Annotated in this window: 17 protein-coding genes, 3 tRNA genes, 3 rRNA genes and 1 riboswitch; of the genes, 7 read left to right on the top strand and 16 right to left on the bottom strand. The window is 55.0% G+C overall.

What is annotated here, in order from left to right; genetic code table 11:
* The first annotated feature begins 91 nt into the window (after positions 1-91).
* Positions 92-1,612 (top strand): YifB family Mg chelatase-like AAA ATPase, encoded by a 1,521-nt coding sequence (locus ACT3IC_RS10335; RefSeq protein ID WP_159340420.1) that lies wholly within the window; start codon positions 92-94, stop codon positions 1,610-1,612.
* A gap of 25 nt (positions 1,613-1,637) precedes the next feature.
* Here the strand turns inward: ACT3IC_RS10335 and ACT3IC_RS10330 are convergent, their stop codons facing one another.
* Positions 1,638-1,976 carry a MaoP family protein gene (locus tag ACT3IC_RS10330; protein WP_039031246.1) on the bottom strand — a complete coding sequence of 113 codons (339 nt, stop codon included), beginning with the start codon at positions 1,974-1,976 and terminating at the stop codon, positions 1,638-1,640.
* Between the two features lie 118 nt (positions 1,977-2,094).
* On the opposite strand from ACT3IC_RS10330, the gene hdfR reads away from it, so the two are divergent.
* Positions 2,095-2,916 (top strand): HTH-type transcriptional regulator HdfR, encoded by an 822-nt coding sequence (hdfR, locus tag ACT3IC_RS10325; protein ID WP_156655365.1) that lies wholly within the window; start codon positions 2,095-2,097, stop codon positions 2,914-2,916.
* Between the two features lie 100 nt (positions 2,917-3,016).
* On the opposite strand, the gene ACT3IC_RS10320 is transcribed toward hdfR, so the two are convergent.
* The 8 genes from ACT3IC_RS10320 to btuB form a co-directional block, all read right to left on the bottom strand.
* Positions 3,017-3,092: transfer RNA gene (locus tag ACT3IC_RS10320), tRNA-Trp, on the bottom strand.
* Between the two features lie 50 nt (positions 3,093-3,142).
* Positions 3,143-3,219 (bottom strand) — tRNA-Asp (locus tag ACT3IC_RS10315).
* A gap of 55 nt (positions 3,220-3,274) precedes the next feature.
* Positions 3,275-3,390, bottom strand: a 5S ribosomal RNA gene (gene rrf / locus ACT3IC_RS10310).
* 64 nt (positions 3,391-3,454) lie between these two features.
* Positions 3,455-6,358 (bottom strand): 23S ribosomal RNA (locus ACT3IC_RS10305).
* Between the two features lie 209 nt (positions 6,359-6,567).
* Positions 6,568-6,642: transfer RNA gene (locus tag ACT3IC_RS10300), tRNA-Glu, on the bottom strand.
* Positions 6,643-6,729: 87 nt separating this feature from the next.
* A 16S ribosomal RNA gene (locus tag ACT3IC_RS10295) occupies positions 6,730-8,269 on the bottom strand.
* The 16S, 23S and 5S rRNA genes sit together here with 3 tRNA genes alongside, the layout of an rRNA operon.
* 381 nt (positions 8,270-8,650) lie before the next feature.
* Positions 8,651-9,502: a glutamate racemase gene (gene murI / locus ACT3IC_RS10290; RefSeq protein ID WP_103177477.1), complete on the bottom strand. Its 852-nt coding sequence runs from the start codon at positions 9,500-9,502 to the stop codon at positions 8,651-8,653.
* The gene (gene btuB, locus ACT3IC_RS10285; RefSeq protein ID WP_159340315.1) at positions 9,447-11,300 is read right to left on the bottom strand and encodes a TonB-dependent vitamin B12 receptor BtuB; all 1,854 of its coding nucleotides are present in this window, start codon (positions 11,298-11,300) and stop codon (positions 9,447-9,449) included. The genes murI and btuB overlap by 56 nt, the downstream gene beginning before the upstream one ends.
* A gap of 66 nt (positions 11,301-11,366) precedes the next feature.
* A riboswitch (cobalamin riboswitch) is annotated at positions 11,367-11,541 on the bottom strand.
* A gap of 103 nt (positions 11,542-11,644) precedes the next feature.
* On the opposite strand from btuB, the gene trmA reads away from it, so the two are divergent.
* Positions 11,645-12,751 carry a tRNA (uridine(54)-C5)-methyltransferase TrmA gene (gene trmA / locus ACT3IC_RS10280; RefSeq protein WP_214422517.1) on the top strand — a complete coding sequence of 369 codons (1,107 nt, stop codon included), beginning with the start codon at positions 11,645-11,647 and terminating at the stop codon, positions 12,749-12,751.
* Between the two features lie 78 nt (positions 12,752-12,829).
* Here trmA and ACT3IC_RS10275 read toward each other — a convergent pair whose 3' ends face one another.
* Positions 12,830-13,189, bottom strand: coding sequence for a YijD family membrane protein (locus tag ACT3IC_RS10275; RefSeq protein WP_103177480.1), 360 nt, complete (start codon positions 13,187-13,189; stop codon positions 12,830-12,832).
* A 10-nt stretch (positions 13,190-13,199) separates the two neighbouring features.
* Complete coding sequence (gene fabR / locus ACT3IC_RS10270; RefSeq protein WP_032615233.1) at positions 13,200-13,838, bottom strand: HTH-type transcriptional repressor FabR; 639 nt, start codon at positions 13,836-13,838, stop codon at positions 13,200-13,202.
* A 196-nt stretch (positions 13,839-14,034) separates the two neighbouring features.
* Here fabR and sthA point away from each other — a divergent pair, with 196 nt between their 5' ends.
* On the top strand, positions 14,035-15,435 hold the full coding sequence (gene sthA, locus ACT3IC_RS10265; protein WP_103177481.1) for a Si-specific NAD(P)(+) transhydrogenase: 1,401 nt from the start codon (positions 14,035-14,037) through the stop codon (positions 15,433-15,435).
* Here the strand turns inward: sthA and oxyR are convergent.
* The 4 genes from oxyR to argC all read right to left on the bottom strand — a co-directional run bounded on the left by oxyR (position 15,418) and on the right by argC (position 19,863).
* Positions 15,418-16,335 carry a DNA-binding transcriptional regulator OxyR gene (oxyR, locus tag ACT3IC_RS10260; protein WP_103177482.1) on the bottom strand — a complete coding sequence of 306 codons (918 nt, stop codon included), beginning with the start codon at positions 16,333-16,335 and terminating at the stop codon, positions 15,418-15,420. The genes sthA and oxyR overlap by 18 nt on opposite strands.
* 292 nt (positions 16,336-16,627) lie before the next feature.
* On the bottom strand, positions 16,628-18,001 hold the full coding sequence (gene argH, locus ACT3IC_RS10255; RefSeq protein WP_103177483.1) for an argininosuccinate lyase: 1,374 nt from the start codon (positions 17,999-18,001) through the stop codon (positions 16,628-16,630).
* A gap of 74 nt (positions 18,002-18,075) precedes the next feature.
* Positions 18,076-18,852 carry an acetylglutamate kinase gene (gene argB / locus ACT3IC_RS10250; protein WP_103177484.1) on the bottom strand — a complete coding sequence of 259 codons (777 nt, stop codon included), beginning with the start codon at positions 18,850-18,852 and terminating at the stop codon, positions 18,076-18,078.
* A gap of 6 nt (positions 18,853-18,858) precedes the next feature.
* A complete protein-coding gene (gene argC / locus ACT3IC_RS10245; protein WP_473477351.1) occupies positions 18,859-19,863 on the bottom strand; it encodes an N-acetyl-gamma-glutamyl-phosphate reductase in 1,005 nt (334 codons plus the stop codon).
* 88 nt (positions 19,864-19,951) lie between these two features.
* Between argC and argE the strand changes: the two genes are divergently transcribed.
* From argE to ACT3IC_RS10230, 3 genes are all read left to right on the top strand, one after another.
* Positions 19,952-21,103, top strand: a complete 1,152-nt coding sequence (gene argE / locus ACT3IC_RS10240; RefSeq protein ID WP_103177486.1) for an acetylornithine deacetylase — start codon at positions 19,952-19,954, stop codon at positions 21,101-21,103.
* 247 nt (positions 21,104-21,350) lie between these two features.
* Positions 21,351-24,002 carry a phosphoenolpyruvate carboxylase gene (gene ppc, locus ACT3IC_RS10235; protein ID WP_103177487.1) on the top strand — a complete coding sequence of 884 codons (2,652 nt, stop codon included), beginning with the start codon at positions 21,351-21,353 and terminating at the stop codon, positions 24,000-24,002.
* Between the two features lie 95 nt (positions 24,003-24,097).
* Complete coding sequence (locus tag ACT3IC_RS10230) at positions 24,098-24,946, top strand: helix-turn-helix transcriptional regulator (protein WP_103177488.1); 849 nt, start codon at positions 24,098-24,100, stop codon at positions 24,944-24,946.
* Here ACT3IC_RS10230 and ACT3IC_RS10225 read toward each other — a convergent pair.
* Positions 24,933-25,280: a PTS fructose-like transporter subunit IIB gene (locus ACT3IC_RS10225; protein WP_371816563.1), complete on the bottom strand. Its 348-nt coding sequence runs from the start codon at positions 25,278-25,280 to the stop codon at positions 24,933-24,935. The genes ACT3IC_RS10230 and ACT3IC_RS10225 overlap by 14 nt on opposite strands.
* Positions 25,281-25,282 lie beyond the last annotated feature (2 nt).

Below are 25,282 nucleotides of genomic sequence, written 5' to 3'. Positions count from 1 at the left end.
AAATATTCATGAACAGGCCACGTAAAAACGCGAACTGACGGTAAAAATCGCGTCGGACAGATGACATAGTGGCACGACAAGGAGGCCATTTATGTCATTGTCGGTTGTCTATACCCGCGCTGCATTAGGCGTTGAAGCACCGCTTATTTGCGTAGAAGTTCATCTCAGTAATGGCCTGCCTGGCCTGACGCTGGTCGGCTTGCCCGAAACTACCGTTAAGGAGGCCAGAGACCGGGTACGCAGCGCGATCATCAATAGTGGTTATACCTTCCCGGCCAAAAAGATCACCATCAATCTGGCCCCAGCCGATCTCCCTAAGGAAGGGGGACGATACGATTTACCTATCGCCATCGCGCTTCTCGTCGCCTCTGAGCAGCTCTCCTCCTCCAGGATAAGCGCATATGAGTTTGTGGGTGAGCTGGCGCTTACAGGCACGTTAAGAGGGGTTCCTGGCGCGATATCTGGCGCTCTGGCGGCTATACGCGCCGGGAGAGAGATTATCGTCGCCAGAGATAATGCTGCTGAAGTCAGCCTTATTGAAGAAAAAGGCTGCCTGGTTGCTGAACACCTCCAGGAAGTATGCGCTTTTCTTGAGGGATGTCATGAGCTGGCCGCGCCCGTTGGGGAGCCGTTTGTTGCCGAACATAACGAGTGTGACATCAGCGATATCATCGGCCAGGAACAGGGTAAGAGGGCGCTGGAGATCACCGCAGCTGGTGCGCATAACCTGCTGCTCATTGGCCCACCCGGCACCGGCAAAACCATGCTCGCGAGCCGGCTCAACACTCTGCTGCCGCCACTCAGTAACCATGAGGCGCTGGAAAGCGCGGCTATCGTAAGCCTGGTCAGCGCCACATCAATGTATAAACAATGGCGTCAGCGCCCTTTCCGGGCCCCGCATCATAGTGCCTCGCTGGTAGCCATGGTGGGTGGAGGTGCAATCCCCGGGCCGGGAGAGATCTCACTGGCACATAATGGCATTCTGTTTCTGGACGAATTGCCCGAGTTTGAGCGTCGCGTGCTGGACGCCTTACGCGAGCCCATTGAATCCGGGCAAATTAATATCTCCCGCACGCGCGCCAAGATCAGTTATCCGGCACGCTTCCAGCTTATCGCCGCCATGAACCCCAGCCCAACGGGGCACTATCAAGGCAATCATAATCGCTGCTCGCCCGAGCAGACGCTCCGCTATCTGGGTCGCTTGTCCGGGCCATTCCTCGACCGCTTCGATCTATCGCTCGAGATCCCACTCCCGCCGCCAGGCTTACTAAGCCAGGCGCATAAAACGGGGGAATCAAGCCTCACCGTGCGAAACCGAGTGATTGCCGCACAGGAGAGGCAGCTGGCAAGGCAGAAGAAACGTAACGCGCATCTGGATAACGCTGAGATCCGCACTTTTTGCCGGCTAGCGGCAGATGACGCGCTGTGGCTGGAGGAGACACTTACCCATTTTGGTCTGTCAGTACGTGCGTGGCAGCGGTTGTTAAAAGTTGCCCGTACTATTGCCGATCTGGAGGAGTGTGAAAATATTGAACGCAGGCATCTACAGGAAGCGCTGAGCTATCGCGCTATTGACCGCCTGCTGCTACACCTGCAAAAGATGCTGGCATAAAAAAAGGGGCCTTAGCCCCTTTTTATTAATCGTCTGAATCGGTGTAGTCTTCCGCACCTTCCATCTGTGGTTTACCACCAGACAGAGTATGGAAACGCTTTGGACGCTTGATACGCGCCATATATTTGATCCATACGCGCTCCGCTTCCGTTACTGGCTCGCGCTCGCCACGGCAGACGGCAACAAATGATTTTTCGTCTTCAGTGGAGGGTTCACGTTTTCCCAAATCCAGTTCATTGAAGGCATAACCATGGCGCTCAAGCAGTTGTGCCTCTTTGATGGTGAAATCACCATGGCGAGAAAATCCGCGTGGATAATTTTTGTTGTCGAAAAAACGATTAGTCGTCGTAAAGCTTTCCGCCATCCTACACGCTCCTATATCTTTGGCCGAGCTATTTATGGCGCGGAGTATTAGTTACGCTTGACAGAGCGTCAAACAAAACATTTAAATCATAACGACAAATAATTTTGCGGAGAATACCGTGGATACGGAATTGCTAAAAACTTTTCTCGAAGTGAGCAGAACTCGCCACTTTGGGCGCGCCGCAGAAGCGCTTTATCTGACGCAGTCGGCAGTGAGCTTTCGTATTCGACAGCTTGAAAATCAGCTCGGTGTAAACCTTTTCACCCGCCATCGCAACAACATCCGCTTAACGCCAGCGGGAGAGAAACTTCTGCCGTATGCCGAAACGCTCATGAACACCTGGCAGGCGGCACGTAAAGAGGTTGCTCATACCTCAAAGCATAATGAGTTCTCTATCGGTGCCAGCGCCTCGCTATGGGAGTGCATGCTTAGCCCGTGGCTGAGTCGGCTATATCGCTCTCACGGGCATCTGCAGTTTGAGGCGCGTATTGCGCAACGGCAGTCGCTGGTTAAGCAACTGCATGAAAGACAACTGGATCTTCTGATCACTACCGAAGCACCAAAAATGGATGAATTTAGCAGCCAGGTTCTCGGCCAGTTCAGTCTGGGACTCTATGCGGCGGAACCTTCCGCTCTGAAAAGCGACCTGAATTATCTGCGCCTTGAATGGGGCCCCGATTTCCAGCCGCATGAGGCGGGGTTGATTGCAGCGGACGATGTTCCAGTCCTGACAACCAGTTCTGCTGAAATAGCCTGCCAACAACTCGCAGCGCTTAAAGGTTGTACCTGGCTGCCACAACGCTGGGCCAGTAATAAACCAGGCCTGTATGCGGTCACCGATTCAGCCCTGCTCCAGAGGCCGCTATACGCTATCTGGCTTCAGAACAGTGACAAACAGGGGCAGATCAAAGATCTACTTAAAATCAGCGTGATGGAGTGAATCAGCCTGTTGCAGGGACGCAATTAAAGGCTTAAAGAGGGGAAAGTTGAAATATTACAGGCAAAAAAAAATCCTTCGCCGAAGCAAAGGATTCTTTATATGGCAGGGGCGGAGAGACTCGAACTCGCGACACCCGGTTTTGGAGACCGGTGCTCTACCAACTGAGCTACGCCCCTAAATTTCTTACTACTAAGCCTGCTAATGTAGCAGGCTTAGTTTAAATAATTGGCGGAACGGACGGGACTCGAACCCGCGACCCCCTGCGTGACAGGCAGGTATTCTAACCGACTGAACTACCGCTCCACCGAATACTTCTACAACTACCGGTTTATTGCCCCGGTTTACTACGTAATTTGATGCCTGGCAGTTCCCTACTCTCGCATGGGGAGACCCCACACTACCATCGGCGCTACGGCGTTTCACTTCTGAGTTCGGCATGGGGTCAGGTGGGACCACCGCGCTACAGCCGCCAGGCAAATTCTGTAATCTGTATCAGCTGAAAATCTTCTCAAATCCACCGAAACAGCTTCGGCGTTGTAAGGTTAAGCCTCACGGTTCATTAGTACCGGTTAGCTCAACGCATCGCTGCGCTTACACACCCGGCCTATCAACGTCGTCGTCTTCAACGTTCCTTCAGGACCCTCAAAGGGTCAGGGAGAACTCATCTCGGGGCAAGTTTCGTGCTTAGATGCTTTCAGCACTTATCTCTTCCGCATTTAGCTACCGGGCAGTGCCATTGGCATGACAACCCGAACACCAGTGATGCGTCCACTCCGGTCCTCTCGTACTAGGAGCAGCCCCCCTCAATTCTCCAGCGCCCACGGCAGATAGGGACCGAACTGTCTCACGACGTTCTAAACCCAGCTCGCGTACCACTTTAAATGGCGAACAGCCATACCCTTGGGACCTACTTCAGCCCCAGGATGTGATGAGCCGACATCGAGGTGCCAAACACCGCCGTCGATATGAACTCTTGGGCGGTATCAGCCTGTTATCCCCGGAGTACCTTTTATCCGTTGAGCGATGGCCCTTCCATTCAGAACCACCGGATCACTATGACCTGCTTTCGCACCTGCTCGAGCCGTCACTCTCGCAGTCAAGCCAGCTTATGCCATTGCACTAACCTCCTGATGTCCGACCAGGATTAGCTGACCTTCGTGCTCCTCCGTTACTCTTTAGGAGGAGACCGCCCCAGTCAAACTACCCACCAGACACTGTCCGCAACCCGGATTACGGGTCTACGTTAGAACACCAGCCATTAAAGGGTGGTATTTCAAGGACGGCTCCACGCAGACTGGCGTCCACGCTTCAAAGCCTCCCACCTATCCTACACATCAAGGACCAGTGTTCAGTGTCAAGCTATAGTAAAGGTTCACGGGGTCTTTCCGTCTTGCCGCGGGTACACTGCATCTTCACAGCGATTTCAATTTCACTGAGTCTCGGGTGGAGACAGCCTGGCCATCATTACGCCATTCGTGCAGGTCGGAACTTACCCGACAAGGAATTTCGCTACCTTAGGACCGTTATAGTTACGGCCGCCGTTTACCGGGGCTTCGATCAAGAGCTTCGCGTTGCCGCTGACCCCATCAATTAACCTTCCGGCACCGGGCAGGCGTCACACCGTATACGTCCACTTTCGTGTTTGCACAGTGCTGTGTTTTTAATAAACAGTTGCAGCCAGCTGGTATCTTCGACTGATTTCAGCTCCACCCGCAGGGGCTTCACCTACATATCAGCGTGCCTTCTCCCGAAGTTACGGCACCATTTTGCCTAGTTCCTTCACCCGAGTTCTCTCAAGCGCCTTGGTATTCTCTACCTGACCACCTGTGTCGGTTTGGGGTACGATTTGGTGTTACCTGATGCTTAGAGGCTTTTCCTGGAAGCAGGGCATTTGTTGCTTCAGCACCGTAGTGCCTCGTCATCACACCTCAGCGTTAACAAGGTACCGGATTTACCTGGAACCTCCGCCTACATGCTTAAACCGGGACAACCGTCGCCCGGCCAACATAGCCTTCTCCGTCCCCCCTTCGCAGTAACACCGAGTACAGGAATATTAACCTGTTTCCCATCGACTACGCCTTTCGGCCTCGCCTTAGGGGTCGACTCACCCTGCCCCGATTAACGTTGGACAGGAACCCTTGGTCTTCCGGCGAGCGGGCTTTTCACCCGCTTTATCGTTACTTATGTCAGCATTCGCACTTCTGATACCTCCAGCATGCCTCACAGCACACCTTCGCAGGCTTACAGAACGCTCCCCTACCCAACAACACATAGTGTCGCTGCCGCAGCTTCGGTGCATGGTTTAGCCCCGTTACATCTTCCGCGCAGGCCGACTCGACCAGTGAGCTATTACGCTTTCTTTAAATGATGGCTGCTTCTAAGCCAACATCCTGGCTGTCTGTGCCTTCCCACATCGTTTCCCACTTAACCATGACTTTGGGACCTTAGCTGGCGGTCTGGGTTGTTTCCCTCTTCACGACGGACGTTAGCACCCGCCGTGTGTCTCCCGTGATAACATTCCCCGGTATTCGCAGTTTGCATCGGGTTGGTAAGCCGGGATGGCCCCCTAGCCGAAACAGTGCTCTACCCCCGGAGATGAATTCACGAGGCGCTACCTAAATAGCTTTCGGGGAGAACCAGCTATCTCCCGGTTTGATTGGCCTTTCACCCCCAGCCACAGGTCATCCGCTAATTTTTCAACATTAGTCGGTTCGGTCCTCCAGTTAGTGTTACCCAACCTTCAACCTGCCCATGGCTAGATCACCGGGTTTCGGGTCTATACCCTGCAACTTAACGCCCAGTTAAGACTCGGTTTCCCTTCGGCTCCCCTATACGGTTAACCTTGCTACAGAATATAAGTCGCTGACCCATTATACAAAAGGTACGCAGTCACACCCGAAGGTGCTCCCACTGCTTGTACGTACACGGTTTCAGGTTCTTTTTCACTCCCCTCGCCGGGGTTCTTTTCGCCTTTCCCTCACGGTACTGGTTCACTATCGGTCAGTCAGGAGTATTTAGCCTTGGAGGATGGTCCCCCCATATTCAGACAGGATACCACGTGTCCCGCCCTACTCTTCGAGTTCACAGCAAGTGTGCTTTCGTGTACGGGAGTATCACCCTGTACCCTGCGACTTTCCAGACGCTTCCACTAACACACAAGCTGATTCAGACTCCGGGCTGCTCCCCGTTCGCTCGCCGCTACTGGGGGAATCTCGGTTGATTTCTTTTCCTCGGGGTACTTAGATGTTTCAGTTCCCCCGGTTCGCCTCGTTAACCTATGTATTCAGCTAACGATAGTGCAACGAATTGCACTGGGTTTCCCCATTCGGACATCGCCGGGTCAAGGGTTCATATCACCTCGCCGGCGCTTTTCGCAGATTAGCACGTCCTTCATCGCCTCTGACTGCCAGGGCATCCACCGTGTACGCTTAGTCGCTTAACCTCACAACCCGAAGCTGTTTCACTTCGTGTTGTGAAAATTTGAGAGACTCGAACACACCGCATTTCTGTTCTTATTACGGAGAACAGACACAGTGTGTCGTTTCAATTTTCAGCTTGATCCAGATTTTTAAAGAGCAAATATCTCAAACATGACTCTGAAGTCAGTTTTGAGATACTGATTGGTTGTGCCTTTCACTCACACCCAGCAAGTGGCGTCCCCTAGGGGATTCGAACCCCTGTTGCCGCCGTGAAAGGGCGGAGTCCTAACCGCTAGACGAAGGGGACACGAGGTGTCACGACTTCGCAGCCGTCTTGCTTTCTACTTTCTATCAGACAATCTGTGTGAGCACTGCAAAGGCAGGTTCTTTAAGGTAAGGAGGTGATCCAACCGCAGGTTCCCCTACGGTTACCTTGTTACGACTTCACCCCAGTCATGAATCACAAAGTGGTAAGCGCCCTCCCGAAGGTTAAGCTACCTACTTCTTTTGCAACCCACTCCCATGGTGTGACGGGCGGTGTGTACAAGGCCCGGGAACGTATTCACCGTAGCATTCTGATCTACGATTACTAGCGATTCCGACTTCATGGAGTCGAGTTGCAGACTCCAATCCGGACTACGACGCACTTTATGAGGTCCGCTTGCTCTCGCGAGGTCGCTTCTCTTTGTATGCGCCATTGTAGCACGTGTGTAGCCCTACTCGTAAGGGCCATGATGACTTGACGTCATCCCCACCTTCCTCCAGTTTATCACTGGCAGTCTCCTTTGAGTTCCCGGCCGGACCGCTGGCAACAAAGGATAAGGGTTGCGCTCGTTGCGGGACTTAACCCAACATTTCACAACACGAGCTGACGACAGCCATGCAGCACCTGTCTCAGAGTTCCCGAAGGCACCAAGCCATCTCTGGCAAGTTCTCTGGATGTCAAGAGTAGGTAAGGTTCTTCGCGTTGCATCGAATTAAACCACATGCTCCACCGCTTGTGCGGGCCCCCGTCAATTCATTTGAGTTTTAACCTTGCGGCCGTACTCCCCAGGCGGTCGACTTAACGCGTTAGCTCCGGAAGCCACGCCTCAAGGGCACAACCTCCAAGTCGACATCGTTTACGGCGTGGACTACCAGGGTATCTAATCCTGTTTGCTCCCCACGCTTTCGCACCTGAGCGTCAGTCTTTGTCCAGGGGGCCGCCTTCGCCACCGGTATTCCTCCAGATCTCTACGCATTTCACCGCTACACCTGGAATTCTACCCCCCTCTACAAGACTCAAGCCTGCCAGTTTCAAATGCAGTTCCCAGGTTGAGCCCGGGGATTTCACATCTGACTTAACAGACCGCCTGCGTGCGCTTTACGCCCAGTAATTCCGATTAACGCTTGCACCCTCCGTATTACCGCGGCTGCTGGCACGGAGTTAGCCGGTGCTTCTTCTGCGAGTAACGTCAATCACTGCGGTTATTAACCACAATGCCTTCCTCCTCGCTGAAAGTACTTTACAACCCGAAGGCCTTCTTCATACACGCGGCATGGCTGCATCAGGCTTGCGCCCATTGTGCAATATTCCCCACTGCTGCCTCCCGTAGGAGTCTGGACCGTGTCTCAGTTCCAGTGTGGCTGGTCATCCTCTCAGACCAGCTAGGGATCGTCGCCTAGGTGAGCCATTACCCCACCTACTAGCTAATCCCATCTGGGCACATCCGATGGCAAGAGGCCCGAAGGTCCCCCTCTTTGGTCTTGCGACATTATGCGGTATTAGCTACCGTTTCCAGTAGTTATCCCCCTCCATCAGGCAGTTTCCCAGACATTACTCACCCGTCCGCCACTCGTCACCCGAGAGCAAGCTCTCTGTGCTACCGTTCGACTTGCATGTGTTAGGCCTGCCGCCAGCGTTCAATCTGAGCCATGATCAAACTCTTCAATTTAAGTTTGATGCTCGTGAATTAAACTTCGTAATGAATTACGTGTTCACTCAGAGACTTGGTATTCATTTTTCGTCCGAGGACGTTAAGAATCCATGTCACTTTGAGTGCCCACACAGATTGTCTGATAAATTGTTAAAGAGCAGTGCAACGCGGCTTTCGCTCACCGTTGCGAGGTCCCGTATATTACGTTTTCCTCATTCAGAGTCAAGCGATTATTTCGCGCTTTTCTCTGCCGGGTATTCATCGCTGAACCCCGCTGACCCGGCGGCTTGCGTGCCGTTGTTCCGTGTCAGTGGAGGCGCATTATAGGGAGTTCTCCGGCGCTGACAAGAGCTAATTTAAAAAAACTTTTCAACTGTCTTTTTTTTGCGCAAAAACGTGCTACACCGCTAGTTTTTCGAGCGTTTCGAAGCCATAACGATGTAAAACGGGTAAAAGTTGCTCAGTCTCAGCGGTCAATGCCATGCAATAAGCGATATTTGCGTCGGCAGATTTTGCGTCTGGCGCTTCATGTTCAAGTAGCCACGCTGTGCGACGGGCAATCGCTGCCCCTGAATCCACCAGCCGGGTGCCTTCCGGAAGTACGGCCAGCAGCTCTTCCTGTAGCAAAGGGAAATGCGTGCAACCCAGCACCACCGTATCCGGCGGCTCCGCCATCCGCAGCCATGGACGCAGAATACGGCGCAGCTCTTCCAGCGAGACCGCTTTGCCGTGCAGTTTAGCTTCCGCCATCTCAACCAGCTCGGCAGAACCTAACATCGCAATCTGGCATTCATTTGCGAAGCGTTCGATCAGTTCGCGGGTATAAGGCCGCTTAACCGTACCGCGCGTTGCCAGAAGCCCCACCACGCCATTTGCCGTCAGGCGCGCAGCAGGTTTGATCGCCGGCACCACGCCCACAACCGGGAACGGGAACTTTTCGCGTAGTGCCGGGAGGGAGACCGTACTGGCGGTGTTGCAGGCAATCACCGCCAGTGCGAGGGGATACTGCTGTTGCACAGCGGTAACGATCTCAACGACGCGTTCAACAATAAACGCTTCGCTCTTTTCCCCGTAGGGGAAAGCCACGTTATCGAAGGCATAGATGTAATGAAGATCCGGCAGAAGTTGCCGAATCTCATCATAGACTGAAAGCCCACCGACACCGGAGTCAAACACCAGTACGGTGGGACGTGGGTCAGAAGGTGTAGCTGCCAGACAAGGTGTATTCCCGTCCTGCAGTTTCGTAGCCATAAACTGTCTCGTAGTCTTTATCGAACAGGTTGGCTATTTTACCACGAACTGTAAGGTGAGAGGTGACAGGATATGAAACAGCGAGATCCCACAAACTTACCCCACCCATTTTCACTCGCTCTGAGGTGAACGTATCAGGATCGTACGCTACATCATAACGGGTACCCAGGTAGCGGTAGGCCAGATTCCAGTCGAGATCCCACACCTGCGTATCCAGCTGATACTTCACCTGCTGCTTCGAACGGCGGGCAAGCACTTCGTTCGTTTTGGCATTGCGCGGATCCACGTAGTCATAAGAAATCTGATGGCCTACCGGGCCAGTATCAAACTGCGCCGTGGCTTCAATACCTTTGATACGTGCTTTATCAACGTTGTAGTAGCGGAACGTACGCGGGTCGCTGCTGATCAGGTTGTCGATATCGTTACGATAACCCGATACACGCCAGGTCACCGGGCCGGTCAGCCCCTCGAAACCGCCTTCCCACTGCTTGCTCTCTTCCGGTTTCAGATCCGGGTTGCCGTAGCTCGCACTGTGGATTTGGCTCATGGTCGGTGCTTTATAGGCGGTGCCGTAGGACGCGATGATGCGATAACCGTCAATGAACTCCCATCCGGCGCTGGTCTGCCAGGTGTTATGGTTACCAAAGTTAGAGTTGTCATCATTACGCGCGGCCGCTTCCAGGGTCACGCTATCGAACTGCTGCAGGGCGGACAGGAATACCCCAGTGTTGCGCTGCTCATAGCCTTTATCCAGATAACCCGTTCCCGCCTGGGTTTTTTGCTTCTGCCAGTCCAGACCGGCGCCGATATTGCCGTGGCCCACCGTGACGGTGTTCATCCACTGGGCCGTGTACTGCTTAACGTCATCCATGGTAGCAGAGGAAGCATAGCGGCCTTTGCTCGGATCGTAGTTCTGGTCTTTACTGCGACCGTAACCGGTCACCAGCTGTGTCTGGTAAATCCCCTGGTGATAGCGCAGGCCGGTGTCCCAGTTCTGGCTGTAAAGCTGACGGGTATCAGGCAGGCCATCGACCATAAAGTTGTTGTCATAATGCTCATAGCCGTCATACGCCGTACGGTTGTCATAGCCGAGGCCACGCACGAAACCGCTCAGGCTGTCAGTGAATTGCTGCTCAACCGAGCCAAACAGCGACTTACTCATAAAACCGTCACGGTCGGGCTGGCGTGGCGCATCCGCCGCATCAATATCAAAGCCGCGGGTATAGGTATAGTTACCGCCCAGGGTAATTTTGGTTTTATCCAGCACCTGCTGGAAGGAACCATCATAGGATTGATAGCCTTTCGAGCCGACGCTGGCGGTGATTTCCGCCCCTGGCGTGTCCCGACCCGTAATGATGTTAATCACGCCGCCAATCGCATCTGAACCATACAGGGCCGAACGCGGGCCACGGATGTATTCAACACGCTGAATAAGCGAAACGGGGATTTGGCTGAGATCCGGTGAATTACTGATCCCGGCGTTATTCAGTGGAATGCCATCAATCAGCACCAGCACATGGCGGGATTCCGTGCCGCGAATAAAGGTAGAAGAGGTGGCACCTATTCCACCGCTTTGGGCGATATCAACGCCCGGTAAGCGCGACATCACTTCAACGACGCTTTTAGCCTGCCAACGCTCGATATCTTCCCGGGTAACGACAGAACTCGGAGCCAGAACGGTATTTGCAGGTTGTGCAACACGGTTTGCCGTCACCACCAACGAGTCTGCGCCATCCTGCGCCCAGCCCGAAAATGCCGTGACGGAAAGCGCCGTCAACAGCGATACTTTTTTAATCATTGTAAAAGCATCCACAATATAAGAAGGATGCCGCAGGCCTCATCGATAGCACGCGATGATGAAACCAAATGCGACGTGATCCCGGCAGGTCTTCGGGCTAGGTGGCGTTTAGTGGATGTAGACTTCCCATTTTCACAGTGTCTGTTAACTCATCCCGCCAGTCTTTACCGCTGCGCGTCAGCTCCAGATTTGCACTGGATTCCCTTTTCACTCATAAGAGACCGGAAACATAATGCTACATTTAGACACGTATAGATGTCCAGACTGCCGTTGACCATTAAGGCTGGACATCCCCTGTACAATCCCTACAATCCCCGCGTAATTCATCATCAACAGGAAGCATCATGACTCCAGAACACCTCCCGACAGAACAGTACGACGCGCAACTGGCAGAGAAAGTCGTCCGTCTGCAAAGTATGATGACGCCTTTTGCTGCGCCTGCGCCTGAGGTGTTCCGCTCCCCGGTTAGCCACTATCGTATGCGTGCCGAATTCCGCATCTGGCACGACGGCGACGACCTGTACCACATCATTTTCGATCAGCAGACCAAAAGCCGGATCCGCGTGGACAGTTTCCCGGCGGCCAGCGAGCTGATTAACCAGTTGATGACGCTGATGATGGATGGCGTGCGCAATAATCCGCTGCTGCGCCATAAGCTCTTCCAGATTGACTACCTGACCACCCAAAGCAATCAGGCCATCGTCTCGCTGCTGTACCATAAGGCGTTGAACGACGAGTGGCGCCAGGCCGCAGAAGCCCTGCGTGATGCGCTGCGCGCGCAGAACATCAATGTGCATCTGATTGGCCGCGCGACCAAAACCAAAATCGCGCTGGATCAGGACTATATAGACGAGCGCCTGCCGGTGGCGGGGAAAGAGATGATCTACCGCCAGGTGGAGAACAGCTTTACGCAGCCGAACGCTGCCATGAACGTGCAGATGCTGGAGTGGGCGCTGAACGCCACCGAGGGCGCAACCGGGGATCTGCTGGAGCTGTACTGCGGTAACGGCAACTTCTCGCTGGCGCTGGCGCGTAACTTCGACCGCGTACTGGCCACCGAAATCGCCAAGCCGTCGGTCGCCGCCGCGCAATACAACATTGCAGCGAACCATATTGATAATGTGCAGATCATTCGCATGTCGGCGGAAGAGTTTACTCAGGCGATGAAGGGCGTAAGGGACTTTAATCGTCTGCAGGGGATCGATCTGAAGAGCTACCAGTGTGAGACCATTTTCGTCGACCCGCCACGTAGTGGGCTGGACAGCGAAACGGAGAAGATGGTGCAGGCGTACCCGCGTATTTTGTATATCTCCTGTAATCCGGAGACCTTGTGCCAGAACCTGGAAACATTAAGCCAGACGCACAAGGTTGAACGTCTGGCTCTGTTCGATCAGTTCCCGTACACGCACCATATGGAGTGCGGAGTGTTACTGACGGCTAAAAACGCATAGGCCGGATAAACGAAGCGCCATCCGGCGCTTTTTGGCAGGTGGCGCTGCGCTTACCTGCCCTACAGAACAGCAAGATGATTACTCTGGCAGCTGCTGCTTACGGTTACGCATTTTAATGCCAATCCAGAACACCAGCGCCACTGACAGCACAGCCGGCAGGAAGTTAGAGCCAATGTCCGGATACTCTGCGCGCACCACGGTGCTATACAGCAGGACGCCCAGTACAAAGAACGCCGCCGACAATGCCGGTAACCCCACCGGCATGGTGCGATTCTGATAACGCTGATGCAGACAGTACACCGTCAGCACCAGAGAGATCATCGGGAAAACCGAGAACGGTACAATAGAGCTAAAAAGCGCTGCGAACGTACCGTTAATGGATAAGCCAGCGATCAATGCCAGCAATAATGTTCCTTTATCCTGTCCTGTCTGTTTCATTACTCACCTTTCACTCATCGGATTGATGCGCCAGTTTTTCTTGTTCACGGCGATACCAGTAATAAGCCCCTTTAGAGATCATCCGCAGTTGCAATACCAGTCGCTCTTCGAGTTGCTTGCGTTGTTCAACGCTCACATCCAGTGCTTCGGCGCCCGCACTGAAGACTATTGTTACCATCGCCTCGGCCTGCGCCTCAGTGAAGGCGCGCGGCATATGGTTTTCGAGTTCAAGATAGTCGGCAAGTTCCGCAATAAAATGCTGAATCTCGCGGGCCACGGCGGCACGAAACGCGGCCGAGGTGCCTGAGCGTTCCCGTAACAATAAACGAAACGCGTTGGGATTATTGCCGATAAACTCCATAAAAGTGGAAACAGAGGTGCGGATCACGCTACCCCCTTTGGCGATACGCTGACGCGCCTGGCGCATCAGCTGGCGCAGCATCAGCCCGCTCTCATCCACCATGGTCAGACCCAGTTCATCCACGTCACGGAAATGACGATAGAAAGAGGTAGGCGCAATCCCGGCTTCGCGTGCGACCTCGCGCAGGCTCAGACTGGCAAAACTTCGCTCAGCACTCAGTTGACTGAATGCAGCCTCTACCAGCGAACGCCGGGTTTTCTCTTTTTGTTGTGCTCTTACGCCCATCACGATAGTTGAATCCTTCCAAAGGCCCGCAGGCACTATACCAGAGAATAAAATTAATCGGATTACCTGGCTTACAGAATGAAGGTTTACATGTTGTTTGTGCTCCACCGCGCGAAAAGAGCACAACGATAATTGGGTTATCCTGTCAATGATGTTACTATTCTGTTGCTTTTATGTATAAGAACAGGTAAGCCTTACCATGTCACATTCCTACGATTACGACGCAATTGTTATTGGTTCCGGCCCCGGCGGCGAAGGCGCTGCTATGGGACTGGTTAAACAGGGAGCCAGAGTAGCGGTTATTGAGCGCTACCATAACGTTGGCGGCGGCTGTACCCACTGGGGCACTATCCCTTCCAAAGCCCTCCGCCACGCCGTCAGCCGCATTATTGAATTTAACCAGAACCCTCTTTACAGCGATCACTCCCGTCTTCTTCGTTCCTCCTTTGCCGATATTCTGAATCACGCGGATAACGTGATTAATCAGCAGACGCGCATGCGCCAGGGTTTTTATGAGCGCAACCACTGCGAAATTCTGCAGGGCAGCGCGCATTTTGTGGATGAACATACGCTGGCGCTGGAGTGCCATGACGGTTCTGTTGAAACCATCACCGCAGAGAAATTTGTGATCGCCTGCGGCTCACGCCCGTATCGCCCGGCTGATGTCGATTTCTCTCACCCGCGCGTGTACGACAGCGACTCCATTCTGAGCCTGCACCATGAGCCGCGCCACGTACTCATCTACGGCGCCGGGGTGATCGGCTGTGAATATGCCTCTATCTTCCGCGGTATGAACGTGAAGGTCGACCTGATTAACACCCGCGATCGTCTGCTGGCCTTCCTCGATCAGGAGATGTCTGACTCGCTCTCGTATCACTTCTGGAACAGCGGCGTGGTGATTCGTCACAACGAAGAGTACGAGAAGATTGAAGGCTGTGATGATGGCGTCATCATGCACCTGAAATCGGGTAAAAAGCTGAAAGCCGACTGCCTGCTGTATGCCAATGGCCGTACAGGTAACACCGATTCGCTGGCGCTGGAAAACATCGGTCTGACCACCGACAGCCGCGGGCAGATCAAGGTGAACAGCATGTACCAGACCGCCCTGCCACATATCTATGCCGTCGGGGATGTGATTGGTTATCCAAGCCTGGCGTCAGCGGCGTATGACCAGGGGCGCATTGCGGCTCAGGCGCTGGTGAAAGGCGAAGCGACAGCACACCTGATCGAAGATATCCCGACGGGCATTTACACCATTCCGGAGATCAGTTCTGTAGGGAAAACCGAGCAGCAGCTGACGGCCATGAAGGTGCCTTACGAAGTGGGTCGTGCCCAGTTTAAACATCTGGCGCGGGCGCAAATCGTGGGAATGAGCGTCGGTACGCTGAAGATTTTGTTCCATCGCGAGACGAAAGAGATCCTCGGCATTCACTGCTTCGGTGAACGTGCGGCGGAAATCATCCATATCGGCCAGGCGATCATGGAGCAAAAAGGTGGCGGTAACACCATCGAATACTTTGTTAATACCACCTTTAACTACCCGACCATGGCGGAAGCCTATCGGGTAGCGGCGCTGAACGGCTTAAACCGCCTGTTTTAAGGTGCTGTCGAAATGGCCATCCATTGCACCACGGATGGCCTCCGCCAGCTGCTCATAGCGGCTGCGCAGCGGTGAACCCGGACGATAAACCAGGCCAATGGTACGCCGCGGCTCCGGCTTGATGCATGGCAGATAGACCACGCCATCACGCTTATGTTCGCGCGGCACGGCCAGCGCAGGCAGCAGCGTAATACCGCTTCCTGCCGCCACCATGTTACGCAGCGTTTCCAGGCTGGTTGCGCGGAAGTGGGTATCTTCATCGGCACCGGCTTCAAAACAGAAGCCCATCGCCTGATCGCGCAGACAGTGACCATCTTCCAGCATCAGCAGCTTTTCACCGGCCAGATCGGCCATCGGCACGCGATCGCGGCTCGCCCATGGATGATCTTCATAGATCGCCAGCATCATCGGCTCATCAAACAGCGGCACTTCGATAAAGGCTTCGCTCTCTTTGACCAGCGCCAGAATGGCGCAGTCGAGCTTACCGCTATCTAACTGCGCCAGCAGCTGATGGGTTTGCGCTTCATGCAGGTACATTTCGAGTTTAGGGAACGTCTGATGCAGCATAGGAATAATATGCGGCAGCAGGTATGGGCCAACGGTTGGGATCAGGCCAATATGCAGCGGGCCGGACATTGTCTCCCCCTGCTGGCTTGCCATTTCCTTGAGCACTTTGACCTCGCGCAACACGGTGCGCGCCTGATCCACCAGCAGAAGGCCTGCCTGGGTGAACAGCACTTTACGACTGGTGCGCTCCAGCAGCATCACGCCAAGCTCGTCTTCCAGCTTACGAATCTGACCGCTAAGGGTAGGCTGGCTGACGTGGCAGGAGTCTGCCGCGCGGCGAAAATGGCGGTGTTCGGCTAACGCCACCAGGTATTCAAGATCACGAATATTCATTATTCATCCTCCGTCGCCACGATAGTTCATGGCGATAGATAGCATAGCAACGAACGATTATCCCTATCAAGCATTCTGTTGAATAATGCATCACAGAGACGAGGCGGCACCGATTACCCTTGAAGTCCTGTCCCGTCTTACGAGTTTCTCTCAAAACTCGCACAACTAAAGCCAACGTGAACTTTTGCGGACCCCGTGGTCCGCTTTTTTTTTGCGTAAAAAAGCCCAACACAGGGTTGGGCTTTGGTTTGTAGGTCGGATAAGGCGAAGCCGCCATCCGACATATCAGGCATTACACCAGACGGGTTTTCGCATCCGCAATGGCCTGTGCCACCTGCTTCGGCGACACGCCGCCTTTTGCGGCACGCTTGTCCAGACAAGACTGCAACGCCAGGATCGGGTAGACATCGTCGCCAATCACGTTACTGAATTTTTGCAGATCGGCAAGCGGGAGATCTTCCAGCGCTTTGCCCTGACGAATCGCTTCCACGACCGCTTCACCGACAATATGGTGCGCTTCACGGAACGGAACGCCTTTCGCCACAAGATAGTCCGCCAGCTCGGTGGAGTTGGCATAGCCCTGCTGGGCCGCTTCCTGGCAGCGCGGGCGTTTCACCTGAATGCCGTCCAGCACCAGGGCCGCCATATGCAGACAGTCCAGCCAGGTGTCGAGCGCGTCGAACAGCCCTTCTTTGTCTTCCTGCATATCTTTGTTGTAGGCCAGCGGCAGACCTTTCAGGGTCATCATCATCCCGGTCAGTGCACCCTGCACACGGCCACACTTACCGCGGATCAGCTCCAGCGCATCCGGGTTTTTCTTCTGCGGCATGAGGGAAGAGCCGGAGGTCACGCGATCAGACAGCTCAACAAATCCGGCTTCACCGGAGTTGAAGAAGATCAGATCTTCGGCGAAGCGCGACAGATGGACCATGCCGATAGAGGCGTTGGAGAGCAGCTCCAGCACGTGGTCACGGTCGGATACACTGTCCAGGCTGTTACGGGTCGCAGAGGCAAAGCCCAGCCAGCCCGCCAGCTGTTCGCGGTCGATTTCATAGGCGGTGCCGGCCAGCGCGCCGCTGCCCAGCGGGCTCACGTCCAGACGCTTTAAGGTGTCCTGCAGACGGCTTTCATCGCGCGCCAGCATCTCGACATAGGCCAACGACCAATGAGCAAAGGTGACAGGCTGCGCACGCTGCAGGTGGGTATACCCCGGCATCACCGCATCCTGGTTATTCTGCGCGGTCTCCACCAGCGCGCTCTGCAACTGACGGTTAGCCGCCAGCAGTTCCGCCACGGTCTCTTTACACCACAGCTTCAGATCGGTTGCGACCTGGTCGTTACGGCTACGGCCAGTGTGCAGCTTTTTACCCAGTTGGCCGACTTTGTCGATCAGTTTGCCTTCCACCCAGCTGTGAATATCTTCGGCATCGCTTTCAAGGATTTGCTGCGGGTTAAGACGCACCTCTTCCAGCAGATTGTTCAGCGCCTCTTCCAGCTGCAGCTGTTCGTCTGCGGTCAGCACGCCAACGGTGACCAGCGCTTTGGACCAGGCCACAGAGCCGACGATATCCTGTTCGGCCAGGCGGTAGTCGAAGCGCAAAGAGTCGTTGAACTGTTTGAACCGTTGATCCGCTGCCTGTGTAAAACGCCCACCCCAAAGTGCCATAACATCGTTCCTTTATTCGTTAGTTCTGCCGGGTGGCGCTGCGCTTACCCGGCCTACGGTCATTCATTAAAAACTTACGCTAGAATACGCGTGCCAATCGGCGTGCCGTTAAACAGCGCCGGAAGCTGCTCCGCGTGACGCCAGGAGGCGATATCCACCGGACGGCCCAGCGTGCGCGCCGCATCCAGCGCGGCGTTCACTTTGACAATCATGCCGTCAGTAATAATGCCCTGATCAATCAGCTGCTCGGCTTTTGCCGCGGTCATCTCCGCAATGCGCTGGCCTTTGCCGTCCAGAATGCCGCTCACGTCGGAGAGCAGGATCAGGTCTGCGCCCAGCGTTGCCGCCAGGGCGGTTGCCGCCTGGTCAGCGTTGACGTTCATCAGTTGCCCCTCTTCGGTCACACCGATAGAGCTGACGACAGGCAGGAAACCGCCTTCCAGCAGCGTATTGATCAATTTTGGCGAACCCGGCTGGGCCAGGCCAACGTGGCCAAGCTCTTCATCGAGCTGGGTCACCTTAACGCTGTCGCCATCGCCCAGGTAGAGACCGACAGAGGCGATATGGTGTTTCTTCGCCCATGCCAGCAGGGTTTTGTTTGCCGTACCCGCCAGCGCACCGGTAATGATGTCGATCTGATCGGCAGGCGTCACGCGCAGGCCGTTCTTCTTTTTCACCGGCAGGTTCAGGCCTTTCATTAACTCATCGACCACACAGCCGCCGCCGTGAACAATCACCAGCGGGCGTTGATGTGATTCGCGATAGTTGACCAGCGCGGTAAACAGACGCTCCAGCGCCTCTTCGCTGTCCAGCAGTACACCACCAAGCTTGATAATTAATGGGTTCATCATCACACCTTAAATAAGAGACTGCGTTTCAGCATAGCCAAAACGAATATTTGCGCACTGCATTGCCTGGGCGGCAGCGCCTTTCAGTAAGTTATCTTCTGCGGCCACCACAATCAGGTGCTCGCCCTGCACGGCAAAACCGATGTCGCAGAACGGCAGGCCGACCACATTTTTCAGCGCGGGCACGCCTTTGTCATAGAGACGCACCAGCGGTTTATCCGCATACGCCTGGGTAAAAGCCTCGCTCACCTGCTCTTTGGTCACGCCAGGCTTCAGGCGGCAGGTGATAGTTTCGAGGATCCCACGCGGGAAACTGCCCAGGTGCGGCGTGAAAATCACCTCCGCGCCCAGATGGGTTGTAATTTCCGGGTGGTGGCGGTGGTTAAACACACCATATGGTTGCAGGCTCACTTCACAGAAGCTGTTGGAGATAGCCGCTTTGCGTCCTGCCCCGCTCACGCCGCTGGTGGCGTTGATCACTGGCCACTGGTTCAGATCCAGCAGACCCGCGTCGATCAACGGCTTCAGGGAGAGCTGCGCCGCCGTCGGGTAGCAACCCGGTACGGCAATCAGGTTCGCTTCTTTCAGTTTATCTGCGCTCCACTCCGCCAGACCGTAGACTGCCTGTTCAAGCAGGTCCGGGTGCTGATGGGTGAAACCGTAGTATTTTTCATAGAACGCGGCGTCGTTCACGCGGAACGCACCGGAGAGATCGAACACCACGCAACCGGCCGCCAGGAACTGCGGCGCCAGATCGTGGCTGACTTCGTGAGCGGTGGCTAAAAACACCACATCCACGCCGTCGGTAAATTCGCTGATATCCGACATTGGCTGCAATGGCAGATCGACAATCCCTTTAAGCTGCGGATGTAAATTGGAAATTAACTTTCCTGCATCATTGCTTTGCGCTGAGACAGTCAAAGCGGTTATGGTCATATGAGGATGGCGATTCACGTAGCTTACAAGCTCTGCGCCCGCATAACCGCTAGCGCCTACAATCAGCGTATTCAACATCGGGTTCCTTTATGCTCAACGTTAATGTATTTTTATTCACATTTATTGCATGAATATTGATACTATCACGACCTAAGGTGTGTCAACAATGAAAATGAATTTACCGCCATTTATCGAGATCTACCGCGCCCTGATTGCCACGCCGTCCATCAGCGCAACGGAAGAAGCGCTGGATCAGAGTAATGAGACTTTAATCAATCTGCTGGCAGGCTGGTTCAGCGATCTCGGGTTTAAGGTGGAGGTTCAGCCGGTGCCGGGAACCCGTAACAAATTTAACCTGCTCGCCAGTACTGGCCAGGGTGCGGGCGGCCTGCTGCTGGCAGGGCATACCGACACCGTGCCGTTTGATGACGGACGCTGGACGCGCGATCCCTTCACCCTGACCGAGCACGACAACAAGCTCTACGGGCTGGGCACTGCTGACATGAAAGGCTTCTTCGCCTTTATCCTCGACGCGCTGCGTGACGTCGACGTGACAAAACTGAAAAAGCCGCTCTATATTCTGGCTACCGCCGACGAAGAGACCAGCATGGCCGGGGCACGCTACTTCTCGGAAAACACGGCGATTCGCCCGGATTGCGCCATCATCGGCGAGCCGACATCCCTGCAACCGATTCGCGCGCATAAAGGCCATATCTCTACGGCGGTGCGCGTGCTGGGCCAGTCCGGCCACTCCAGCGATCCGGCGCGCGGCGTTAACGCTATTGAACTGATGCACGACGCCATTGGCCGCATCATGACGCTGCGCGACGACCTGAAGGAGCGGTATCACTACGATGCCTTCACGGTCCCTTACCCGACGCTGAACCTCGGCAGCCTGCACGGTGGTGATGCCTCTAACCGTATCTGCGCCTGCTGTGAACTGCATATGGATATTCGCCCGCTGCCGGGCATGACCCTGAACGACCTCGACGGCTTGCTGAACGAAGCGTTGGCCCCGGTGAGCGAGCGCTGGCCGGGTCGCCTGACGGTCTCTGAGCTGCATCCGCCAATCCCGGGTTACGAGTGCCCGCCGGACCATCAGCTGGTGGAAGTGGTGGAAAAACTGCTCGGCGAGAAAACCGACGTGGTGAACTACTGCACCGAAGCGCCGTTTATTCAGACCCTCTGCCCGACCCTGGTGCTTGGCCCAGGCTCTATTAACCAGGCCCACCAGCCGGATGAGTACCTGGAAACCCGCTTTATCAAGCCAACCCGCGAACTGATCGCTCAGGTTGTGCATCACTTCTGCTGGCATTAATGACTGTTCCCCTCTTTCGCGAGAGGGGAAAAATCTCATGATCTTCGTCACATTCTCATAAGCATCTCTTATCTGACGCAAAGCGAATTAAATTTCGTAAATTGCCCCTATTTATTCGTTTGCTGAACCGTTTTCGCAGCAATTGACGACGGGGGTTTTACGTGGCTTTATAAAGGGAGATGACAAAATAATGTCCGCGAGATGGCTTTACGGGCATAAACAAAAATGATGGGGTGACTGGGTTTTTATGAACGAACAATATTCCGCGTTGCGTAGTAATGTCAGTATGCTCGGCAAGGTGCTGGGAGATACCATCAAGGATGCGTTGGGCGAGAACATTCTCGATCGCGTTGAAACAATCCGTAAGCTGTCCAAATCTTCCCGCGCGGGTAACGAAGCCAATCGTCAGGAGCTGCTCACCACGCTGCAGAACCTCTCCAACGACGAACTGCTCCCTGTTGCCCGAGCCTTCAGCCAGTTCCTGAACCTGGCAAACACCGCCGAGCAGTACCACAGCATTTCGCCGAATGGCGAAGGGGCCAGCAACCCGGAAGTGATTGCCCGCACGCTCAGAAAACTCAAGGACCAACCCGATCTTAACGAAGCCACCATCAAAAAGGCCGTCGAGTCCCTGTCGCTGGAGCTGGTGCTCACCGCCCACCCGACCGAGATCACCCGTCGTACCCTGATCCACAAAATGGTGGAAGTGAATAACTGCCTGAAGCAGCTGGATAACAAAGAGATCGCTGATTACGAACGTAACCAGCTGATGCGCCGTCTGCGCCAGCTGATTGCCCAGTCCTGGCATACCGATGAAATTCGTAAGCACCGCCCAAGCCCGGTTGACGAAGCCAAATGGGGCTTTGCGGTGGTGGAAAACAGCCTGTGGGAAGGGGTGCCAAACTACCTGCGCGAGCTGAACGAGCAGCTGGAAGAGAACCTCGGCTACCGCCTGCCGGTGGATTTTGTGCCGGTACGCTTCACCTCCTGGATGGGCGGCGACCGCGACGGCAACCCGAATGTGACTGCCGACATCACCCGCCACGTACTGCTGCTGAGCCGCTGGAAAGCCACAGACCTGTTCCTGAAAGATATTCAGGTGCTCATCTCTGAGCTGTCGATGGTTGAAGCCACGCCGGAACTGCGCGAGCTGGCCGGCGAAGAGGGTGCCAGCGAGCCGTACCGTTATCTGATGAAAAAACTGCGCGGCCAGTTGCTGGCAACGCAGGCCTGGCTGGAAGCCCGCCTGAAAGGCCAGCGTCTGCCGAAGCCGGAAGGACTGCTGAGCCAGAACGAGCAGCTCTGGGATCCGCTGTATGCCTGCTATAAATCGCTGCAGGCCTGCGGTATGGGCATCATCGCCAACGGCGAACTGCTCGACACCCTGCGCCGCGTGAAGTGTTTTGGCGTGCCGCTGGTACGTATCGACGTGCGTCAGGAGAGCACCCGTCACACCGAAGCGCTGGGCGAGCTGACCCGCTATCTTGGCATTGGCGACTATGAAAGCTGGTCAGAAGCTGACAAACAGGCCTTCCTGATCCGCGAGCTGAACTCCAAGCGTCCGCTGCTGCCGCGCAACTGGGAGCCAAGCAACGAAACTCGCGAAGTGCTCAACACCTGCAAAGCGATCGTTGATGCGCCGAAAGGATCGGTGGCCGCCTATGTGATCTCCATGGCGAAGACCCCATCCGACGTGCTGGGTGTTCATCTGCTGCTGAAAGAGGCGGGCATCGACTATGCGCTGCCGGTGGCACCGCTGTTCGAAACCCTTGATGACCTGAACAACGCTAACGACGTGATGACCCAGCTGCTGAATATCGACTGGTATCGCGGCTTTATTCAGGGCAAACAGATGGTGATGATTGGCTATTCCGACTCCGCAAAAGACGCGGGCGTAATGGCAGCATCCTGGGCGCAGTATCAGGCGCAGGACGCACTGATCAAGACCTGCGAGAAAGCCGGTATTGAACTGACCCTGTTCCACGGTCGCGGCGGCTCTATCGGTCGTGGCGGTGCGCCAGCGCATGCGGCGCTGCTTTCCCAGCCGCCGGGCAGCCTGAAAGGCGGTCTGCGTGTGACCGAACAGGGCGAGATGATCCGCTTCAAGTACGGCCTGCCGGAAGTGACCATCAGCAGCCTGTCGCTCTACACCAGCGCCATTCTGGAAGCCAACCTGCTGCCGCCGCCGGAGCCGAAAGAAGCCTGGTGCCATATTATGGACGAGCTGTCAGATATCTCCTGCGATCTGTACCGCGGCTACGTGCGTGAAAACAAAGATTTCGTCCCTTACTTCCGCTCGGCTACACCGGAGCAGGAGCTGGGTAAACTGCCGCTCGGCTCCCGTCCGGCCAAGCGTCGCCCGACCGGTGGCGTAGAGTCCCTGCGTGCCATCCCATGGATCTTCGCGTGGACGCAAAACCGCCTGATGCTCCCGGCCTGGCTGGGTGCCGGTGCCGCGCTGCAAAAGGTGGTGGACGATGGCAAGCAGAGCGAACTGGAAACCATGTGCCGCGACTGGCCGTTCTTCTCTACCCGTCTGGGCATGCTGGAGATGGTCTTCTCCAAAGTCGACCTGTGGCTGGCGGAATACTACGACCAGCGCCTGGTGAAACCCGAGCTGTGGAAGCTGGGTAAAGAGCTGCGCGAGCTACTGGAAGGCGACATCAAAGTGGTGCTGGCTATCGCCAACGATTCCCACCTGATGGCCGATCTGCCGTGGATTGCGGAGTCTATCCAGCTGCGTAACATCTACACCGACCCGCTGAACGTTCTGCAGGCAGAGCTGCTGTACCGTTCACGTAAAGCGGAAGAAGAGGGCCAGGAGCCAGATCCGCGCGTGGAACAAGCGCTGATGGTCACCATCGCGGGCGTTGCGGCGGGGATGCGTAACACCGGCTAAGCGTAAACCTGATGTAATCAGGCCACACTATGTGTGGCCTTTTTTTATGCTTACAGGTAAGGTTTTGGCTTTGTTGCAACGGGAGAAGGTAAATTATGCAGCCAGATATCAGTCACATACTGGCAGAATTAATTGGTAGCCCTGTGCGGCTGGGTCATGTTCATTTTGCCAGCTCACCTTCTCCGGCCCCTGCCCTTGCATTACAGGTTGATTTCCCACGCCTTGAAATTATCCTGGAGGGCGTCGTTGAGGAGAGCGCCGCACCGGCGTTACAGCAGTACGACATCCTGTATATACCCGCGGGCGGATGGAATTTCCCTCACTGGCGACAGCCTGCGACAACCTTGAGTATCCTCTTCGGCAAACAGCAGCTCGGTTTTAGCGTCCTGCAATGGGATGGCGTCATGCACCGCAATCTGGCTAAACAACATGTTGCCCGGCGCGGGCCGCGCATTGGTTCTTTTCTGCTACAAACGCTGCACGAAATGCAGATGCAGCCGCAGGAACAGCAGACCGCGCGCCTGGTCGTCGCCAGTCTGCTGAGTCATTGCAACGACCTGCTTGGCAGCCAGATCCAGACGGCATCGCGCAGCCAGGCGCTGTTCGACGCTATTCGCAGCCACATCGATGATAATTACGCTTCGCCGCTTACCCGGGAATCTGTAGCCCAGGCGTTTTATATCTCACCCAACTACCTGTCGCATCTTTTTCAAAAAACCGGTGCGGTGGGCTTTAATGAATACCTGACGCATATCCGTCTTGAACACGCGCGTCAGTTACTTAAGGGCTATGATCTGAAAGTGAAAGAGGTGGCGCACGCCTGCGGATTTGTCGACAGCAACTATTTTTGTCGGCTGTTTCGTAAGAACACGGAACGTTCCCCGTCAGAGTATCGTCGCCAGTATCATAGCCAGTTGACCGGTAAGGCCGTTAAGTCAGATTAACCTGCGTGTGCTGAGGGGCGGTTAACAACTTCCGCACGGCGCTCATTACCTTGTGCGGCTCGCGCAGAAAGGCGTTGATACCACATTTCACATAACGACAATATTCAAAGCGTTCGCTACCCGCCAGTTCAATATCGGTGATTAACAGTGCCAGATCGGCACGATGGATATCCTCTTCTGTCAGCTCGTTTTCAATCCCTAACGCCCCCTGGGTTTCGATACGGACAGCCCAGTTCTCTTGCTGACAAAGTTTTTCCAGACGCTCGGCGGCCATGTAGGTGTGCGCCACGCCGCTCACGCAGGCTGTTACCGCCACCAGTTGTCTTCCCGTCATGA

The organism is Leclercia sp. GHBNCSD, assembly GCF_055805075.1.
This window is presented reverse-complemented; position numbering and strand designations above follow the sequence as displayed.

Bases quoted from the DNA above. Each gene is read 5' to 3' on its own strand.
- btuB (WP_159340315.1), bottom strand. From the start codon at position 11,300: ATGATTAAAAAAGTATCGCTGTTGACGGCGCTTTCCGTCACGGCATTT.
- ppc (WP_103177487.1), top strand. From the start codon at position 21,351: ATGAACGAACAATATTCCGCGTTGCGTAGTAATGTCAGTATGCTCGGC.
- oxyR (WP_103177482.1), bottom strand. From the start codon at position 16,335: ATGAATATTCGTGATCTTGAATACCTGGTGGCGTTAGCCGAACACCGC.
- ACT3IC_RS10225 (WP_371816563.1), bottom strand. From the start codon at position 25,280: ATGACGGGAAGACAACTGGTGGCGGTAACAGCCTGCGTGAGCGGCGTG.
- argB (WP_103177484.1), bottom strand. From the start codon at position 18,852: ATGATGAACCCATTAATTATCAAGCTTGGTGGTGTACTGCTGGACAGC.
- sthA (WP_103177481.1), top strand. From the start codon at position 14,035: ATGTCACATTCCTACGATTACGACGCAATTGTTATTGGTTCCGGCCCC.
- ACT3IC_RS10230 (WP_103177488.1), top strand. From the start codon at position 24,098: ATGCAGCCAGATATCAGTCACATACTGGCAGAATTAATTGGTAGCCCT.
- trmA (WP_214422517.1), top strand. From the start codon at position 11,645: ATGACTCCAGAACACCTCCCGACAGAACAGTACGACGCGCAACTGGCA.
- ACT3IC_RS10335 (WP_159340420.1), top strand. From the start codon at position 92: ATGTCATTGTCGGTTGTCTATACCCGCGCTGCATTAGGCGTTGAAGCA.
- argC (WP_473477351.1), bottom strand. From the start codon at position 19,863: ATGTTGAATACGCTGATTGTAGGCGCTAGCGGTTATGCGGGCGCAGAG.
- murI (WP_103177477.1), bottom strand. From the start codon at position 9,502: ATGGCTACGAAACTGCAGGACGGGAATACACCTTGTCTGGCAGCTACA.
- argE (WP_103177486.1), top strand. From the start codon at position 19,952: ATGAAAATGAATTTACCGCCATTTATCGAGATCTACCGCGCCCTGATT.
- argH (WP_103177483.1), bottom strand. From the start codon at position 18,001: ATGGCACTTTGGGGTGGGCGTTTTACACAGGCAGCGGATCAACGGTTC.
- ACT3IC_RS10330 (WP_039031246.1), bottom strand. From the start codon at position 1,976: ATGGCGGAAAGCTTTACGACGACTAATCGTTTTTTCGACAACAAAAAT.
- ACT3IC_RS10275 (WP_103177480.1), bottom strand. From the start codon at position 13,189: ATGAAACAGACAGGACAGGATAAAGGAACATTATTGCTGGCATTGATC.